Origin of the sequence: Ekhidna sp. (assembly GCF_965221965.1) — a bacterium.
GTDB lineage: Bacteria > Bacteroidota > Bacteroidia > Cytophagales > Cyclobacteriaceae > Ekhidna.
Window position 1 is genome coordinate 653,430 of record NZ_OZ244926.1, and the last position, 19,231, is coordinate 672,660.

The window sequence follows — 19,231 nt, forward strand, 5'->3', positions numbered from 1 at the left end:
TTTTCAAAGAATAATTCCAATAACCATTATCTCTTTTGTAGATTTAAGTATTAACCATTACCCTAAGTGCTTTCGTGTTAGCTAACTCAAATAACAATGAAAGACTTATCAGACTTAACCCCTAACCAAATACTTCGTTCTCTGGACGATTTGGTAGAAAGCAACGACTATCAGGATACTGAATATGGTGTATGGTTCCATGGTCAGCATATCTCTCCAGCTCGGGTGATTACACGGGCTTATGAGTTACTTGACAGTCCAATTGATCGGCGATCGATTACTACAAATACGGCTCAAACAAGACTACTTGATTTAGGTTTCCCAATCGTACGGAAGACAGGGACTGACTTCTTCAATACGACCGAGCTGCATTCTTTTTCAAAGCTGGTTGAAAGGGAGATTTATGATCCTGGAAGTAAAGTTGACTGGAACATAGCTGATTTTCTGAATCAAGTACCATGGGAGAAATCTAGAAAATGGGCTAAAGGATTGGAGTCTAAAGGATGGGTAGTAAAGGGCAGAAAAAACTGGAACAAGAGACACGGCAAGCAACAAGGAATTAAGAACTACACATGGTTTAGAGTATATCCAAAAAATAGGGTGAATGATCTAATCTGTTTTACTGTGGGAATTCATGGCAATGGAGAGTTAGTGTACAAGTTGGATAGAATGCACGCGGACAATTTTTTCATTGCGAATAATAAAGAAAAAGACAAGCTTTTCAGGTCTATAAGAGATCAGTTTCAAATCAAATGGCAAGAGATTCCATTGAAAGAAATAGAGAATTATGACTGGGATAAGCTTATTAATCAAACGCATAAGTATTTTCAAAATCAATTAACAAACTACCAGAAGTTATCTGATCAACTCTTCAATGAATATGACCGTCGCATCATGCGTCTTACCTGGAATGAAAACAATTGGGAAAAGCCCAGCGGTCATAAATGGAGAGAGAAAGATCAAGGGAATACTAGCATTGCTTATGAAAATCAATTTGGATATGGCCATGAGGAATGGCTATTCAATCACAGATATAAAAAGAATGAATTCCATTATGGATATGTCAGAGGCGTTAACAATATGTCTGAAAAAGCGGAAACTATTGATGAACTGGTACTTTACTCGATCAATCCCAATGATCAAGGACGCTATTTAGTTGCAGAGATTAGAGATGTATCCATTATTGAAGGAACAGATGAGGTAGAAAAGATTGTGATTCCTCTAGTTGAGAAATACATGGACGAAGCAATCGAAGAGCTTGATTCAGTAAATGCAGATGTGGATTCATTTAAATCAGATCATTTGATTCCAAACATTAAGTTCAAATGGGATAATGTAACTATTTTCAATAATCCGATCCCGGCTCCATACTTAAGAGGACCTGAGTTCAATCGCTTCCAGGCCTATCGTATCAATGATGATCTTAACAATAAACTAGATAAAGAAATTGATGAATCCTGTGATTTACTATTTATCCCTGGTAAGGCGAGCACTTCAGATTCATATGATAAAAAGACATCTGGAGGAAAGACGAAGGTTAAGCGTTCACATTCTCAAATCACCAATGACTTATATGATTACTTGCACAAGGCAAGAGGCCTTTCCAAAGAACATATATCAGCTGAGAAAACAAGGGTAGGAGGTGCCATTGTGGATTTGGCTATTAAGAAAGGAGAGGAATTAATATTATTCGAGGCTAAAACCTCAAGTTCCGGTTTGAGTAACATCAGACAGGCGCTAGGTCAGTTGTTCGAATATGCTTTTCTTGATGAATCAGCCAAAATCAAGGAGTTAGTGATTGTCGGCCCTGCTGAATTAAAGGAACATGAAATAGGCTATCTAAATAGAATCAGAGCGATGCTTAAAGTTCCATTGAATTACTGGGCATATATCAAAGAGAACAAGTTAGAAGATAGATTTATGGAATCTTGACAGGTATTCATTCCCTTTCCTTCCATATCCCCACACGAAGAGTTAATTTTCATTTTCGTTGTGACGCGAATTGTGGAGGTCGTTTCATGACTTAAATACGCTAACCTGTTTTCTTTAAAGCGAATGACCGACGAACAGAAAATCACCAATAACATAAAAGTCCCCAACCAGAACATGGAGGTGCTGAAAAAGCACTTTGGACATTGTTTCGATAAGAACGGAGCGTTTGATCTGGAGAAGTTCAAGCAGGAGCTGAGTGAAAGCGAAATGAACTTCTCAAAAGAAAGCTATGGACTTGACTGGCTCGGAAAATCATACGCAAGACTGCTGGCAAGTGATGAAGCGAAAACCCTCCTGAAAGAAGACGAAGCATTTAACCAAAAGCCGGAAAACAAGGACTCCCAAAACTTACTCATAAAGGGAGACAACCTGGAAGTGCTGAAGCACTTATCAAATGCTTACTATGAGAGTGTAAAAATGATCTACATAGATCCGCCGTACAATACGGGTAGTGATGGATTTGTTTATAATGATGACCGCAAATTCACTGTGAAAGAACTGCAACAACTAGCCGGAGTGGATGAAGAAAAAGCCAAGCGCATCCTGGACTTCACTCAGAGCAATAGCAACTCACATTCGGCTTGGCTCACATTTATGTACCCTCGACTCTACATTGCACGACAGTTGCTCAAAGAAGAGGGTGTGATTTTTATTTCCATAGATGAAAATGAACATTCTCAATTGAGGCTTTTGTGTGATGAGGTGTTTGGAGAGGAGAATTTTGTTGGGGATATAGTTTGGAAGAATAAATATAATTCAGGAGCATCTACTACTGGGATTTCCAATATTCACGAATATCTTCTTTGCTATTCTAAAGCAGGTTCGGTCAATATCGAAACAGAACTTGATGAGGATAGTATTAAGAAATACAATAAAAAGGATGATAAATTCTCTGTAAGAGGAGGATATGTAACTCAACCGTTAGCTACAGGGAGCAAGGATGATCGTCCCAATTTGGTATACCCAATTATTTACGATGGGAAAGAAATATGGCCAGAAAAACAATGGATATGGTCAAGAGATCGCGTTGAAGAAGCAATTAAAAACGACGAAGTTGTTTTCAATCCTGCAGGGGATTCATATAACCCTAGGGTCAAGCAATACCTTAAGGATGAACATGGTAAAATTCGGAAAGGGAAGCCAATATCAATACTAATTGGACCTTATAATCAGGAAGGTTCTAAGGAAATTAAAGAACTATTTGGGAAAAACGTTTTTGGCTTTCCGAAACCTACAAATCTTATTAAGTACTTTATCTCGTTCACTCTCAATGAATCAGAGGATAAAGATGGAATTTACCTAGATTTTTTTGCAGGTTCCGGTTCAACGGGAGAGGCTGTTATGCGATTGAATGCTGAGGATGGAGGAACTAGGAGGTATATTCTTACACAACTTCCAGAAGTCTTGAATAAAAAGAAAGACAAAGCAGCCTATGATTTTGTGAAGGAGGAGCTGAAAATAGATAAGCCCACCATCTTTGAGATTACCAAGGAGCGCCTGATACGTGCCGCCAAAAAGGTCAAGAATGAGGCCATTACCGAAAAGGTCACTGAAAAAGAGACGAAGATCAAAGAACTGGAAGGCGAACTTGACCTGGAAGATAAAGCGGCCAAGATAGAACAACTCAAGCAGGACATAGAAGGTCTCAAAAATCAGGATTTGGGCTTTCGCATTTTTGAAACCATGCCTATCTGGGAAGATTATGGCTTGGAAGCAGATGAGCAGGATAAGCAAACCAAACTTTTTGATGAAAGTAAGCTCACCGAGGAGGATCTGAAATCACTTCTTGTCACATGGAAAACGAACGATGGAATAGCGCTCACTGAAGACCTTGAAGCAACTGATTTGGCTGAGTACAAAGGCTATTACTGCAAAGGAAACCTGTATCTCATGCATAAAGGATTTGACACTGATCATTTAAAAGCTTTATTGGAAAAGATCGATTCAGACAAGACGTTCAACCCTACTTCAGTCATTGCATTCGGCTATCAGTTTGAGAGTAAGAGCTTGCGAGAAATAGCCGAAAACATTAAGTCCTACGCCAACAAGAAGAACATAGATATTGACTTTATCATACGCTACTAGGGATGCAGGGATTTAACTTTGAAAAAAACCTCAATCACCAAACACAAGCCGTAGATAGCACGGTGGCAGTCTTTGAGCATCTGTCACTAGCCAAGGCAGAGGGGGTAGATAAGAATTGCATTAATCCAACCATTGAACATTTGGATGGAAACCAATATGCAGAAAACATCTTCAAGGTTCAGGGTCTCAATGGAATCAAACATCCCATAAAAAGGAATAGCTCCATCATAGATATAATGATGGAAACAGGTACTGGCAAAACTTACACCTATACCAAAACCATCTTTGAGCTCAATAAGCTTTTTGGTATTTTCAAGTTTGTAGTAGTCGTGCCCACGCTATCTATAAAAGCTGGTACAATTGATTTTCTAAAGTCCGAAAGTTCGAGGGAGCATTTTCGAGAACAGTATAATAAGACGCTCAAGCTACACATTGTTGAAAGCAAGAAAGGTAGTAAGAGTAAAAAGTCTTATATGCCTCCAGCAGTCAATAGTTTTGTGACATCAGGGGATTATGAAAAAAACAGCATTCAGGTACTGATCATCAACGCAGGGATGATCAACTCCGATACCATGCAGAAAAGTTTTGATAAGGGTCTATTTGATAAGTACTTAGTTCCTTTTGATGGACTCGCCGCTGTTAAGCCCTTTATGATTATTGACGAACCTCATAAGTTTGCCCAGGCTAACAAAACATGGGAGAACATTCAGCGAATGAAGCCGCAATACATTCTTCGTTATGGAGCCACGTTTCAGGAGAATGAAAACCTAGTCTATACACTTTCTGCAGTGGACTCCTTCAACCGAAACCTAGTGAAAGGTGTGACCGGTCACATCACTGAGTTTGAAAGTGGTAAAAATGCCATTGTAAAACTGACAAATACGGATGGTACTGAGGTGAGCTTTGAACTTACCGAAGAAGGTAAGAAGAAGACAGTAAAGCTCACTAAGAAAGAAAGTCTGGAAAAGGTACATGGGGAAATGACCAACCTCGTCATAGAAAACCTGAACAAAAGCAAGGTGGTTCTTTCCAATGGGTTGGAGCTAAAAAAAGGAGATAAAATCAACCCTTTCTCTTTTGCACAGACGCTGCAAGAGCTCATGATACAAAAGGCGGTAAAACATCATTTTGAGCTGGAGAAGGATTTGATCACCAGAGAAGTGAAAATAAAGCCACTCACGTTGTTTTTCATAGACAACATAGAAGAATACCGTAACGAAGATGGCTACTTGAAATCGACATTGGAACAGTTGGTAGAAGGTGAGATAAAAGCCTTGCTGAAGAAAGAGAAAGATGCATTCTTTAAAGCATACCTGGAAAAAGCTTTGGAAGATGTATCCAAAACTCACGCCGGATATTTCTCAAAGGACAATACAGCAAAAGATGAAGCGATAGAGCAGGAAGTGAATGAGATTTTGCATGATAAGCAAGCCATGCTCGAACTGGAAAACCCTAGACGGTTCATCTTTTCTAAATGGACATTGCGTGAGGGGTGGGACAATCCGAATGTTTTTCAGATTTGTAAACTAAGAAGCAGCGGTAGTGAAATCTCTAAACTTCAGGAAGTAGGCAGAGGTTTACGTTTGCCAGTGAATGAATACGGTAATAGGGTCAAAGATGAGCAGTTCTACCTGAATTATTTTGTGGATTTCACTGAGAGTGATTTTGTGGATAGCCTAGTCAACGAAATCAATGAAAAATCTAACGCCATTTCAATTGAAGCTCAACCAGAGAAGCTTTCTGAGGAAATGATCAAGAAGATTTGTGAGGTTTATGAGACGAGCGAAGAAGATTTATTTGATACGCTTGATAATGAAAACGTAATCACACGAACGAATGCATTCAAAGAAGGTGGGTTTGCCTATATCAAGGAGAATTATCCACTCATATTTGAAGGAGTGGGGTCTGGAAAAGTACGAAAAGCATCTGATTCCAAAAAGCAAGTCACCATTCGAACTGAAAAGTACAAAGAGCTGAAAGACTTGTGGGAGAAGCTAAATGAGAAGGTTATCTTGGAGTACAAGTTTAAAGGTGAGAAAGAGTTTCATGCTTTGCTTACCTCATTCTTCAATGATCAAAAGAACAACTTCACAATTGAGGGATTAAGAGAGCGAGAGTCACGCATTGAAATGAAGAATAATGAAGCTATTGCAACAGATGAAATCTCAATTTTGGATAATGAAATTACCCCTATTTCTACCATGAAATACAGTGATTTCCTAAAGGAGTTATCCGTTTCTCTTAGTATCAATATCAAGACCATCCATCAATCATTACTCGATGCAAACCTGAACATCAACGAGTTTCTAAATTCATCGACTGTTCGGATCATTAAGCAAAACTTTAATGATTACTTGATGTATCAGGCATTTGATAAATTCAGTATTGAATATAGGAGTGTTACTAATAGCATCCATCCGACCAAGTTCACTGATGATAAAGGTGTGGCTTTGAGTGAAATTCAGTCGGCAGATGTGGGTGTTTTGTATGACAGTAAACCTGTTGCCAAAAGTTATTTCCTTGATGAACTTTACTATGATTCGCCTTTAGAAAAGAAGAATATTCAAGAAGAAATTAAGGAGGTGATCGTTTTCACCAAAATCCCTAAAAACTCTATTAAGATTCCAGTTGCAGGTGGTCGAAGCTATTCACCAGATTTTGCCTATGTTTTAGAGAGTACATCAGGGAAAAAGAAACTTCATTTTATTGTTGAGTCTAAGAATGTGAAGGGGGATGAAATTCTCCGCGAGGAAGAGAAACAGAAAATCAAACATGCCGAGAAGTTCTTCAAAGGAACAGTGAAGATTGATTTTAAGACTCAATTCAGTAATACCAAGATTGTGGATTTGATCAAAGAGATTAGTGAAGCTTGACCATCTTTGCATCGGTCATTTGAGACCGCAAGCCCAACCCAACTCAAGAGTGGTTCGGGCTTATTTCTTTGCCTCTTTAATTTTTTATTAGATCTTCAAATCCTTCCCAAAGCATGACCATGGCCAGGGTATCCAGTTCGCAGTAATGGTATAGTGCCGAGATCGTCACTCTTCTTTCCTCGTCACTCATTTCATCAAACTGCATGTAATTATATGCCGTCATTGCAGCTCCACCATCTTCTAGCTCATCAGTGGGATTGATCAATCGATCCACTTCATCCCGGTCATGCTTCTCCCAGAGTTTAGGCAATTGCTTGTATGGACTCACTATTGAGTCTCCATCTCTTTGCAGCCAGATATGATCCTTGAAATTCAGACTTGGTATCTGATTACCATAAACTGGTTTTGAATACTTCTCTTGTAGCAATGAACTTCGATCCAGTATAGAGGGAAGTATGGCTTTAAGTGAATTAGAGCCATTGGTTCTGGGATCATAATAGAATCGCTGCACCCAATCACAGAGGTCAATCATATCCCTTTTACCTACATACTCTACCGCTTCTTTACCTTTGCCTTCTGTTCGGTGAGTTATTGAATCTATGAATGAAATCAATCGATCACTATCCGGCTCATCAGAAACAACTAACTGACTTCTGATTGCATTGAGAACAGTGTTCTCATGATGAGAATATCGAAATACTGATCCATTATCATTTGATAAAGCATCTCGTAATACACGTACAAATTCAAAATTTGGGAACCTACCAGGCACTTCGTTTATCCATTGAGTTTCATGTCGTACAGATCCATCTTCTCTTATGACGTGATGAGAGAATTGGAAGGCATGTTCCTCATACGGTCTGGTTCCTTTGTGAAAGGGGATAGGGACTTTAGTAGTTTCAAAATCGATCATGTGAAGAGGATATGTCACCTGAGACATTTCAAAGGCCAGTCCCTCTTTATCCAAATAGATCGTGTCATCTTTATCTCTTGACTTTTCGACTTGCAACCGTTGACGTTCTGCACGTTGTAATCCAGCCTTAGTGGTTTCACTAACCTTGCCTAACGTCTCAGGATCAACCTCACTTTGCAGATATATGCCTTCTTTGAGCAGTTTGGCTGTTGGTCCATACCAAATATCTGTCACCAGCGGCTCCTTCAACTTATCTTCTGAATGTGGTGTCATAGATGTCCAGCATTCCAAAAACCCACTTTTGAGCCCATTTACAGATTGGAACTGACAGGCTTTACAAGCAGCCGAAACACCCACTTCAAGCTTTTGATCTGACGAATAAGCATCAGAAAGAGCTTGAACAAATTCAGGAAATGAAAGCTCTTCATCACCGAGCGTTTCTTTGCCATTCCAAATTTTATCAATCGCATCATCCACATTCTCAGCCCTTAAAATGGGATCACCAAGATCAGCAGTGTCCTTAGCTATTACCGATACTCGTCCTTTCTCATTTTCATGAATGAGAAACTTTTGGTACAACCCATCCACGGATGCATTCACCGTTTTATCAGCAAGCATGATCATACCTTCAACACTGAATTCAGGATAAGCTTTGGTAAGCACGTATTTCTGAAAGGCTACATCGTAGAGGTAGGGTTTCCAGTTTGACTTAATACCAGTCTTGGTGTAAAACTCATCCACCGATCTAAAGGACTTGGATTTCACCTCAATCAGCTTCACATAGTTTCCTTTTTTGACCAGGACATCTATCCTTACAAATAGATTTTGGTAGCGAATGGCAGCTTCATAAATGATTACATTCTCTCCTTTCAGCAACTCATCAGTTTGCGTCAGCGCCTCCTCATAATCCAGCGTTTCAATATCATGTCCACCCGGGTAGTAGCACTTAGCCAGTTCTCCCACCTGGTATCCTCCCTTGGCTAGAGCTATCAAGAAATCGTCTGCGTCTGAATTGTCCCCATATTCATCTTTCTTGGCAGTGTAGAAGAGTTTGGTAGGACATTCCATTGCTAGCTTAAACCGTGACTTTGTCAGATATCTTGGTTTCATAATGATACGTTTTATACCAATTTACTTAATTCTTAGCTTGCCATTTTCTTTAGAAGCTCTTTACTATCTGCTCCGGGCTTTACCTTGGCACCTAAGTCTTCAATGCGTGTAGCCACCCGAACCACATTGTTTCTTCCAGTTGAAAGTCGCTTATAGGCGCTATCATAAGCACCCTGCGCATTGTCAAGGTTCTTTTTCAAATTATGCATATCCTCAAGAAATTTCATGACTAGCCCATGAAGTTTGCCAGCCTCCTCAGCAATGATTTCAGCATTCTCAAATTGCTTATTTCTTTGCCATAGGTCGGAGACTATTTTCAACGAGACAAACAATGTAGTCGAAGTGGTAATCATTACATTGCGCTCAATCGCATACTGGAATAAATCCGGATCAGCTTGGACAGCTGCAACTAAACTTCCTTCAATTGGTAAGAACATTAGGATCATATCCGGGCAGTTGATCTGATACAGATCTTCGTATCGCTTTTTAGACAGCTTGTCAATATGGTTCTTTAGATTTCGTACATGCTCCTTGAGGTGTTCTTTTGCCTCATTTCCTTCTGCTGAGCAGAATCGGGTATAGGCATTCAAAGAAACCTTGGAGTCAATGACTAGCTGACGTTCTTCCGGTAGGTGAATGATCACATCTGCTCTTAGTCGCTGCTCATCGGTCACCCCACTCACTTCTCGTTCATAGTGAAGGTTCTTAATAAGACCAGCCTTTTCAAGAAGGGTTTCAAGTATCTTCTCTCCCCAGTTACCCTGATGTTTTGGATTCATTGTTAAGGCTTTGGTAAGGTTACTGGCCTCCATTTGAAGCTCATGGTTCAACTTCCCAAGCTGCTTTAGTTCACCTCGGAGCTCGGTTGTCTCCTTTATTCTACTCTCATTGGTTTCCTTAATCTGCTTCTCAATCTTCTCGATGGATTGATTCAAGGGCTTAAGAATTTGATCCAGTTGTTCGGATGAATCCTTTTTAAAATGATCGGCATTTGTTCTGGCAATCTTGGATGCCATCGCTTCAAACTTTGAAAGGATATCTTTTTCCAGTTCTTTAAGCCGCTTCTTCTCTTCCTCAAGGTTCTTCATTTCATTTTCGAGCTTTGTGGCTAGAATAGCACTTTCAGATTTAGCCTTTATTACCTCGTTATCTTTCTGGTCACGTTCTGCAACCATAAGTTCATGAATATCTTTTCTGATATACTCATTAGCTACTGAATCTACAGTCAGCATTTTTCCAAGCTTACTTCGATAGTAAGCCACCAGCAATCCAATGATCACCAGATACACGATAGATGTAATTAAAATTTCCATTTTCTTATCCTTTAAACATTTAGACAATTATTGATGATACAAATGTTTATGGTACCTGTTCAGTGATGCTGAACAACCTGAAAAAACAAAAAAAAAAGACCGAAACTCCTTGAGAATCGGCCTTTGTCTAAATGGGTGGTTTACCTGGATAGGATCAAATGGAACACCTAGAGACAGGTAATTATTTTGATGTAGCAAGGCTAAATGTGGGTTGTTCAGTGTTTGTGAACAACTTGTGAAATTCAGTAACTTACAGGTATGCCTGAAAATAAAAAGCCTTTAATACGCTATCGAGCAATCGATAGATGCCTTACCAATACAGGTAGGAGGTACGGCTATGAGGAGTTGATAGAGGAGGTGAATAATGATTTAGCGTATCGTAATCTCCAGCCTATAGGCAAGACTACCTTATACAGTGATCTAAAAGATATGGAGTTAGAGTTCAACGCTCCAATCGAGAAGTATCGGGATGGAAATAGAGTCTTTTACAAATACTCAGATCCTGAGTATTCATTTTCAAATCAACCACTGAATCAAGAGGAGATAGAGCACCTAAAAGATGCGGCACTAATTCTTTCAAGATTTTCTGGGGTTCCGGGATTTGAGTGGATAGATGAAGTTACATCGAAATTGGAACTAGGAACCTTTCAAGAGGTGGGTGATCCGAATGTAATCAGCTTTGAATCCAACGAATTCCTAAAGGGAAAAGAGTTCATTGGTCCAATTTTCCATGCAATCAATAACCATCAAGTACTGGAAATCAAATACTTAACCTTTGATGGAGATGAAGAGAAGAAGCACATCGTCCATCCCTATCACTTGAAGGAATACGATAATCGCTGGTACGTTCTGGGATACTTTCCAAAGAGAGATGACTTGATCACGTTAAGCGTAGATCGAATTAATGAGATATTGATTCTAAGAAATGAAGAATTCATCGAGAATAAGCAATTTGATTTTGTCGCTCATTTTGAAGATTTAATTGGCATTCGAAAAGAGAAGGATGTTGAGTCTGTTAAAATCAAATTGAAGTTTTCAGCCTTCATGTCCAATTACATCACTACAAAACCTGTTCATGGCTCCCAAAAAGTGATCAGTCGTGAATCTGATGGTTGTCTGATAATTCAAATAGATGTTATACCAAACCCCGAATTAGAGAATCACTTATTCTCCTACAAGGATCACGTGGAGGTGTTGGAGCCAGCGTTTTTTAGGAAAAAAATTCAGAAAACATATAATAAAGCCATTGCGCAGTATGAGTAGTTCACTTTAGCTGAACAAAGTGGTATGAAATTTATAGTCAATTAAGAAGTTCGAATGATTGAATCTCTCACGTCCATATTAAAAGTTAAATCATTGGTCGATACAGCAGTGCCGCTAAAGCTATTGCGAACTCGAAACCTGCCTTTAATTGTCAGCTTTTTATATAGGGAGTACAAACAAAATGAACAAATATCAATTCCCTACCAACTCCTAATACAAAAACTAGCAGACTTTCTAGAAGAAATCCAGTACCAGGATGAGGATGAGGAAATTGAAACCGACCGGCTGATATTAGACTTTGAGGACAAATCCAAGCTATACATAGATCGTTGGATAGATGATCACTATCTCAGAAACATGATGGATGAAGACAAAAAGGAACCATTTGTTTTTCTATCCAAACATGTTGAGAAAACATTTCAGGTTTTTGAGCTTCTGAAAGAAAGAGAGTTTGTTGGCACTGAATCCAAATTCAAGGACATTTTCACTAAACTCAAAAACATTATTGACAATGCTAATCCGGATAAAGAAAAACGGCTGGCAGAGCTTGAGAAAAGTAAGAAGGCAATAGATGAGGAAATTCGGAAAATCAAAATTGATGGCTTTGTAAGAACATATGAAGATTACCAGATAAAATCTCGATACGATGAAGTGAATCGACTAGCAAACGAACTGATTGGAGATTTTAAAGAGGTGGAGGATAATTTTAAAGAGATCACCCGAAAGATATATGAGAAGCAACAACAAACAGATCTAACAAAAGGAAAACTGATAGCTGAAACCTTTGACGCGCTTTATGCACTTCGTGATACTGATCAAGGCAAAAGCTTTTATGCATTTTGGCAATTCATGTTGGACGATGCAAGCCAGTCTGATTTTCAAAAATTGACCAAAGAAGTCTACAACGTTCTTGAGGATAGAAACATTAAAACACATTCACGCTCATTAAGAAAATTAAAAATTCTTCTTCATCAGGCGGCACGTAAAGTTCTAGATAAGAACAATGTTTTGGCTGATAAGCTTAGCAGGGAAATAGTGGCAAAAGAACAATTGGAATCCAGGAAAGTAAAGGAGTTAATTTCTACAATTAGGCATTTGGCCATTCAACTCGTTGATCAAGTTCCCTCTATTGACTTTGCTCTGGAAATCCAGGGTAATCCAGAGATTTATCTACCTATGGAGAGAAAGCTTGGTGAAAAGCCGGAAACTAGTTCGGTTGTCGCTTCAGCAGAACAAGCCCTTATTAACATTGAGGATCTCGAGGATTTATCGAAAATATATAGTTCTGACTTAATCGATAAGCATCAATTGCTGAGTAATATCGATGATTTGCTTCTTTCTCGTTCACAAGTTTCACTTCAGGAGGTGGTAAATGAAAAAGGTCTTGATAAAGGACTCGCTGAATTACTTGCTTACGTTACTCTAGTCAATGCCAACAAGAAATTCTTCATTAATGAGAAAGTTCGGGAGACCATTCGGTTTAATTCCAATGAAGAAAAATATCTAGACCTCCCACAAATAATATTCGCGAAATAAGTATGGAACAGCAAAACATAAATATCGCTCCCTATGCCAAATCAGCCATCAAGCTTTTAATGGGACCCGTTTTTGAAGACCAACAAGAAATCTGGGAAGAGGTAATTCAATATCAAGTTGAATTAACCAAGTACTTTGAAAAGATTGCGCTAGAAGTGGTCATCGATAAACGTGATGGCTATGCTTATTTGAAGCAAATAGAGTTAGATGAATCTGGTAGCACCATAGGTTTAGTTAGAAGAATGCCATTGACCTATGATCTCACATTGGTGTGCGTTCTTCTTCGTGATTGGCTTTTGGAGTTTGAATCAAATGATTTAGAATCAACCAATTTGTACATTACTCCTAAAGAATTCAGGGAGAGGATGGAAATGTTCTTTAAAGAAAAAACGAACGAGTTAAAGTTTATCAAAGAACTCAATCGCCACTTCGACCAATGTGTAGAAATGGGGTTTTTGAAGCTTGTAAATAAGGATGCAGCGTTAACTGATGACTATAGGTATGAGGTGAAGCGAATTCTCAAAGCACGTATTACCACGGACGAATTAGCAAAGTTTAAACAACAATTGGAAGATGAGCTTGAGTCTGTTTAGTACAAAACCCAGTCAGTCTGGATTTCGATTACACACTTTTGAGATTTGGAATTGGGGGACATTTGATCAAAAGATTTGGTCAATTGAACCAGGAGGAGAAACATCCCTTCTCACAGGAGGTAATGGTTCTGGTAAAACGACATTGGTTGATGGACTTTTAACACTTCTATTACCTGAGCGAAGAGCTCGAGCATATAATCAAACGGCGGGTGAAAAAGGGGAACGAACTGAAGAAACATATTTGCTAGGAGAGTTTGGTGAGACTGAAGATACAGATACTAATGTTCGAGAAGTCAAGAAATTGAGAGGTGAAAAGCAAAGAGCACAATCAGTGCTGATGGCTGTCTTTCAAAATGAATCTCAATTTATAACCCTGGCTCAAGCTCGCTGGTTCTCTGGTAGTGATCTAAAACGATCTTTCATCATTGCCTTCAGGAAACTTTCCATTGATGATGATTTCATGCCCTTTGATAATGGCGGAGAATGGAAGAAACGGTTGAAGAAGAAATACCCAAAACAAGGGAATAAGGAGGTGCTGTCATTCTTTGATGGTCCCGGTGACTATGGTCGTATGATGCGAAAAGTATTTGGAATGAGATCGGAAAAGGCTCAAACCCTTTTCAATAAAACTATCGGCCTTAAAGTGTTGGGCAACCTGGATGAGTTTGTTCGTTTGCAAATGCTGGAAGAACGTGATTCTGAGACTGAATTTCAAAAAATAAAAACCTATTTCAAAACGCTGAATGATGCTCATAGAGCAATTGAAAAAGCCCATAAACAAATTGAACTTCTATCTCCTATAAGGGAGAAGGCATTGATTTTAACTAATCTAAAAACAGATTTACTTAATAAGGAAAATCATAAACAGATTGCACCATTATGGTTTGCAAAAAGGCATTCTGTATTGATTGAAGAATTTGTGAGCTCTATGAACGAAAGAAAGAGTGGTGATGAGGAGAAGTTGCATTCACTAGAAATTGAGGTTGGCGAATTAGACGAAAATAGAGTTAAACTTGACGTTCAGATTGAATCTGATGAAGTGGGTCGGCAAATACGGGACTTAGAAAAGGATAATAAGAGATTTGAACAGGACAAATCAGACAGGGAAAAGGAATTGTCCATTTATAACAAACTAGCGGAGGATCTCGAATTTCAGCTCAATCCTCAATCAACTGAGTTATTTGAAGAGCAGAGAAAAAACGCAGTTGATAAGAAACGAAAATCTTTGGAAGTATTAGATCAGACCGAAGAGGAAATCTTTCAAACTCGTAAAGAGCTGGACCTTCAGAAGGTCAAATTTGACAATCTCTCTAATGAATTAAGTGTCTTAAGATCACAAAAGAACAACATCACAGGTCATTCAGCTAGAATAAGAAGTGAAATTCTCCAGTCAATTGGAGCAACTGAAAAAGAAATCCCTTTTGTTGGTGAGCTCATTAAAGTACGTGAAGAAGCTAGGGATTGGGAGCCGGCTATAGAAAGATTACTTCACAATTTCGCTCTTCATTTAATTGTTCCGGAAGAATACTATCAGTCAGTTAATCAATACGTGAATAAAAATGATCTGAATGGTAGGATTACCTATCACAAATTCAATAAGAAAGAGGTTGTGCCTCAGATTTTTCTCCATCAGAATGATGAAGAACTGGTTAACAAACTTGACTTTAAAAAGTCAGAATATACTGAATGGGTAAAGAGCGAGATCATTTCCAGATTCAACTTTCTGTGCGTTAACAACCTTGAAGAATTTAGATTAGCCGAGAAGGCGATAACGAAAGAGGGACTTTCGAAAAATGCCAATCGTCATGAAAAAGATGATAGGCCACACGTTCGTTCTCGGCAACAATATGTTCTCGGATGGGACAACAAAGAAAAAATTTCAGTCTTAAAAGAGGAAGCAGCACATCTGAATGACAAAATAAATACTACAGAAAATAGACTTAAGTCTACAAAAGCACATCAGTCGAGAATTCGAAAGGAAGTAGAAAATCTTACGCGCTTCATTGAATTCAAAGCATTTAAGAAAATAGACTGGTGGTCATTGTCAGCTCATATTCAGGAAAACCAAAAGAAGATTAATGAGCTTGAAAAAACTAATGACAGGGTTACAACTCTAAAAAGGCAAAGGGAAGAGATTCTTCAAACCCTCAGGTCCAAGCAAGAGCAGATAAAAAATTTGGAGAAAGAAATTAATAACATCGAATCACAACTGGGTATTCAGCAACAGAAGCTCAGGGAATCAGAGGAAACAATCAAACAATATGATCATGTAGAAGCAGGTGAAAGGTTGCTTGATTTTGAGAATACTTTTTTATCTGAAGCTGAGTATGATATTGAAACCATAGATAGAACAAGATCAAGGATTCTTACGGAAATGAATAGGAGTATCGAAGATCTCAAAGACAAGATCCGTAAAAATGAAAGTGAAGCGGAATATCTAATGAGAAATTTTAAGAATCCTGACATAGTGATTCTCGAAAAGTTTACTGATTGGAATTCTGAAACACACAGATTGAGCGAAAGCGCTGAATTCATTGAAGAATATGTTACTCTTCTTGATCGAATAGAAAAGGAGGAATTGGCAGAGTACAAGCAAAAATTTAAGCAGTATCTCAATGAGGAAATGATAACCAAAATGTCTGATTTTCAGACCTGGTTGGAAAGACAGGAGGAGGATATTGAGGAAAATATTGAGACGCTGAATAAATCGCTTGAAAAAATTAACTTCAAGAGTAATCCACCCACTTTCATAAAACTTCATGTTGAAAAAGACTACTCACCTAAAGTCAAAGATTTCAGGATTCGGCTGAATGAGTGGAAGCCAAATATCACAGAATTTGAAAGAACAAAGGATGATAGAATTCTTGAAGAAAGTTTCAATAAGATTAAGGCTTTATTAGATGATTTAACGGAAGATGAAAACCGTAGAAAGGAGGTTCTGGATGTTCGAAATTGGCTAAAATTCAAAGCTGTTGAGCATCATCAGGAGGATCCATCTAAGATTTTCCGGAGCTACACGGGGACAGCTAAACTTTCAGGAGGAGAAGGAGCCCAATTAACTTATACTATTCTTGGATCGGCAATAGCTTATCAATTCGGGATACACAGTGAAGGACTAAACACAAATTCATTTCGGTTCATTTGTGTGGACGAGGCTTTCAGTAAGCAAGACGATGAAAAAGCACAGTTCCTAATGGAGCTTTGCAAGCAACTTCACTTGCAAGTGATGGTAGTATCACCGGCGAAAGCTGAGGAAGTGGCCATTGTAGAACCTTACATTGCTAGAGTTCACTTTGTCCAAAGAAAAGATAACCGTCACTCTGTTGTATATGACATGCCTATAAAGCAGCTTCAGGAACAGCGCGAACATTTTTTACAATCAGCTGTATAGTCATGATTACTGCAGAGGAAATTCGTAAAAAGGCAGAAAGAAAATACTTTGATATTCTTCAATCCACATTAAAGGGTGAGAACTCTTTCCCTTTGATCATTCGTTCCAACAAAGGACTATCAAAGGATTTTAATAGAATGAGTGCAGAGATTGCTGAGGTTTTTAGTGCCTCGAAAGACAGAAATGGATTCGGGTACACTGTAGTTTCTGAGCTCACAAAAACCCGTCATCATGGTTCACAGGATATTCCAAAATCTATAGAATTTGAAACACTTTCGGATTATCTCAAATTCTTGAATAAGGAAAAGGAATTTCGAAAACTGTCAGAGAATTTTGATCTTATAAAACGTCAAATTCCGGCCCTTGAAAAATGGCTTGTCCAAAATCCAAAGCAAGTAATCCTGAACTCAGGTAAATGGCCAGACCTCTTGAAAGTTTGTAAATGGTTTTTGAATCAGTTTGAGCCTAACAAATTCTACCTACGTGAACTCCCTATTGATGTACATACCAAATTCATTGAAGAAAATAAGCCTATTCTTAAGAGTTTACTCGATGTTTTGATCCCCGATCGCATCGATGGAAATGAATCGGTATTTGAAAAAAGGTTTTATCTAAAATATGCCCAACCAACAATTAGATTTCGCTTTTTAGATTCTTTTCTATCTGATGAATTTAGATATGAAGATTTAAGCGTCCCACTTGATCAATTCACTCAAACTACTGTCAATTGTAAGAAAGTTGTAATCATTGAAAATCTACTTAATTTCCTAACGTTCCCTCACTTATCCGAAGGGATTGCGGTTTGGGGAAAGGGGTTTGCCATTGAGCACTTAAAACAGGTTCGGTGGTTAAAGGAGAAAGAGATTTATTATTGGAGTGATTTGGATGTTCAGGGATTTCAAATGTTGTCTCAAATTAGATTTTACTTTCCCCAGACAACCTCTCTTTTAATGGACAAAGCCCTTTTAGAATCATATAAGGAATTCATTGTTCCTGGAACGCCAAGTAAGGTGGAACATCTTCAGAATTTATCAGTAGCTGAAAGTAATGTCTATCAGTATTTGTCCTCGAATAATCTGAGATTGGAGCAGGAAAGAATTCCACAGTGGCATATAGATGATACAGTAAATTGTATTTGATTCAATACTTTATAGTGATCTAAAGTTTGATTCATCCTTCTTTTCGAATACTGTTTAAATGTTAAGGAGCAGGTAAAGCGGCGTTCGTCATCAGTTGGCTTGCATCCCTCATGCCAGGCTATCGGCACTAGTTCCTAGAGCCTCAAGCTATTTCATAGTGGGCTATCGCCACCTGTCATGTAGGCTGCCTTGCCTGCCTTCTTCCTCACGGCAGTTCTTTCCGTCCTCATGGCCGCCTCATTCCATTTCGCTCCTTCAGTCACTTTATTTCATTGCGGCCACCACTCGTCCGGCCACTGCCTGTGTTTGTGCTCGCCTGCGGGCTCAGTCAGATAGGATCAGCCCCACATCCAACCCACAATCCAAAGCTGATCCACACCACCAGTCGGCCTCATTCTTCAGCCTTTTCCTGGCAGGCTTCCTTCGCACTCGCAAACGGCTCGCGGCGCAGTGGCAAGCCCCCCCCCCTTCTCCTTCGCAACTTGCCACTTTTCCAACGCTAGCTCAAGGCTGTTTTACCTTGTTCGTTCTCAATTAGAAAAAGTAGCTTAGAGCTTCTTTATAATCTTTATTTCGACATAGCTTTTCTATCACTTTTACCAACTCAGGATCAGTCCATACAGTCCAACCTGCATAGATTGAATTTAGTGAATGATCTATTAGTCTTATGTGATCCCAACTAGATCCAAAAGTCCAGGTCTCAAGTTGATCAAATAAATCGTCTAATCCTTTATTTCTTTCAATACATTGGTGAGGAATGGCTTTGGCTTGAAATGAATCAGGTGTCATTGTTAAATCTTCAATTCTTACAATACCAATAATTTTCTCATAGTAAATCACCTTTTCCTCATATAGATTCTCGAATAGAGGAGAGAAGATCTCATATCGAAGTTTCTTGTCTCCGGGAAATGAGGATAATTCATCTTCAGTATACTTTGCCTTTAATTCCTGTATAGTCTTCATTTAAGATTTTGAGAAGTCATGAGATTAACGAATGTAGTTCAAAAAACCAATCAAAGTTAA

11 protein-coding genes are annotated in these 19,231 nt (G+C 38.7%); 8 read left to right on the top strand and 3 right to left on the bottom strand.

Features of this window, described 5'->3' with window-relative positions:
* Positions 1-96 precede the first annotated feature (96 nt).
* From ACOQON_RS03290 to ACOQON_RS03300, 3 genes are all read left to right on the top strand, one after another.
* Entirely contained in the window at positions 97-1,932 is a 1,836-nt protein-coding gene (locus ACOQON_RS03290) for a hypothetical protein (RefSeq protein ID WP_420577495.1), read from the top strand.
* A gap of 123 nt (positions 1,933-2,055) precedes the next feature.
* Entirely contained in the window at positions 2,056-4,077 is a 2,022-nt protein-coding gene (locus ACOQON_RS03295; protein ID WP_420577496.1) for a site-specific DNA-methyltransferase, read from the top strand.
* A 2-nt stretch (positions 4,078-4,079) separates the two neighbouring features.
* The gene (locus ACOQON_RS03300; protein WP_420577497.1) at positions 4,080-6,950 is read left to right on the top strand and encodes a type III restriction-modification system endonuclease; all 2,871 of its coding nucleotides are present in this window, start codon (positions 4,080-4,082) and stop codon (positions 6,948-6,950) included.
* Positions 6,951-7,026: 76 nt separating this feature from the next.
* On the opposite strand, the gene ACOQON_RS03305 is transcribed toward ACOQON_RS03300, so the two are convergent.
* On the bottom strand, positions 7,027-8,973 hold the full coding sequence (locus ACOQON_RS03305) for a DUF2779 domain-containing protein (protein ID WP_420577498.1): 1,947 nt from the start codon (positions 8,971-8,973) through the stop codon (positions 7,027-7,029).
* A gap of 32 nt (positions 8,974-9,005) precedes the next feature.
* A complete protein-coding gene (gene rmuC, locus ACOQON_RS03310) occupies positions 9,006-10,286 on the bottom strand; it encodes a DNA recombination protein RmuC (protein WP_420577499.1) in 1,281 nt (426 codons plus the stop codon).
* Positions 10,287-10,544: 258 nt separating this feature from the next.
* Between rmuC and ACOQON_RS03315 the strand changes: the two genes are divergently transcribed.
* Genes ACOQON_RS03315 through ACOQON_RS03335 form a run of 5 tightly spaced genes read left to right on the top strand, consistent with a single transcriptional unit; the run spans position 10,545 to position 18,208 of the window.
* Positions 10,545-11,549, top strand: a complete 1,005-nt coding sequence (locus ACOQON_RS03315) for a helix-turn-helix transcriptional regulator (RefSeq protein WP_420577500.1) — start codon at positions 10,545-10,547, stop codon at positions 11,547-11,549.
* Between the two features lie 54 nt (positions 11,550-11,603).
* The gene (locus ACOQON_RS03320; protein ID WP_420577501.1) at positions 11,604-13,085 is read left to right on the top strand and encodes a DUF3375 domain-containing protein; all 1,482 of its coding nucleotides are present in this window, start codon (positions 11,604-11,606) and stop codon (positions 13,083-13,085) included.
* A 2-nt stretch (positions 13,086-13,087) separates the two neighbouring features.
* Positions 13,088-13,678 (top strand): DUF4194 domain-containing protein, encoded by a 591-nt coding sequence (locus ACOQON_RS03325; protein WP_420577502.1) that lies wholly within the window; start codon positions 13,088-13,090, stop codon positions 13,676-13,678.
* Positions 13,659-17,069 carry an ATP-binding protein gene (locus tag ACOQON_RS03330; protein WP_420577503.1) on the top strand — a complete coding sequence of 1,137 codons (3,411 nt, stop codon included), beginning with the start codon at positions 13,659-13,661 and terminating at the stop codon, positions 17,067-17,069. The genes ACOQON_RS03325 and ACOQON_RS03330 overlap by 20 nt, the downstream gene beginning before the upstream one ends.
* A 2-nt stretch (positions 17,070-17,071) precedes the next feature.
* Positions 17,072-18,208 carry a Wadjet anti-phage system protein JetD domain-containing protein gene (locus ACOQON_RS03335; protein ID WP_420577504.1) on the top strand — a complete coding sequence of 379 codons (1,137 nt, stop codon included), beginning with the start codon at positions 17,072-17,074 and terminating at the stop codon, positions 18,206-18,208.
* Between the two features lie 534 nt (positions 18,209-18,742).
* On the opposite strand, the gene ACOQON_RS03340 is transcribed toward ACOQON_RS03335, so the two are convergent.
* Positions 18,743-19,171 carry a hypothetical protein gene (locus tag ACOQON_RS03340; protein ID WP_420577505.1) on the bottom strand — a complete coding sequence of 143 codons (429 nt, stop codon included), beginning with the start codon at positions 19,169-19,171 and terminating at the stop codon, positions 18,743-18,745.
* Between the last annotated feature and the right edge of the window lie 60 nt (positions 19,172-19,231).

What these genes read in the sequence shown, in the direction of transcription:
- ACOQON_RS03290 (WP_420577495.1), top strand. Translation starts at nt 97, where the DNA reads ATGAAAGACTTATCAGACTTAACCCCTAACCAAATACTTCGTTCTCTG.
- ACOQON_RS03295 (WP_420577496.1), top strand. Translation starts at nt 2,056, where the DNA reads ATGACCGACGAACAGAAAATCACCAATAACATAAAAGTCCCCAACCAG.
- ACOQON_RS03300 (WP_420577497.1), top strand. Translation starts at nt 4,080, where the DNA reads ATGCAGGGATTTAACTTTGAAAAAAACCTCAATCACCAAACACAAGCC.
- ACOQON_RS03305 (WP_420577498.1), bottom strand. Translation starts at nt 8,973, where the DNA reads ATGAAACCAAGATATCTGACAAAGTCACGGTTTAAGCTAGCAATGGAA.
- rmuC (WP_420577499.1), bottom strand. Translation starts at nt 10,286, where the DNA reads ATGGAAATTTTAATTACATCTATCGTGTATCTGGTGATCATTGGATTG.
- ACOQON_RS03315 (WP_420577500.1), top strand. Translation starts at nt 10,545, where the DNA reads ATGCCTGAAAATAAAAAGCCTTTAATACGCTATCGAGCAATCGATAGA.
- ACOQON_RS03320 (WP_420577501.1), top strand. Translation starts at nt 11,604, where the DNA reads ATGATTGAATCTCTCACGTCCATATTAAAAGTTAAATCATTGGTCGAT.
- ACOQON_RS03325 (WP_420577502.1), top strand. Translation starts at nt 13,088, where the DNA reads ATGGAACAGCAAAACATAAATATCGCTCCCTATGCCAAATCAGCCATC.
- ACOQON_RS03330 (WP_420577503.1), top strand. Translation starts at nt 13,659, where the DNA reads ATGAGCTTGAGTCTGTTTAGTACAAAACCCAGTCAGTCTGGATTTCGA.
- ACOQON_RS03335 (WP_420577504.1), top strand. Translation starts at nt 17,072, where the DNA reads ATGATTACTGCAGAGGAAATTCGTAAAAAGGCAGAAAGAAAATACTTT.
- ACOQON_RS03340 (WP_420577505.1), bottom strand. Translation starts at nt 19,171, where the DNA reads ATGAAGACTATACAGGAATTAAAGGCAAAGTATACTGAAGATGAATTA.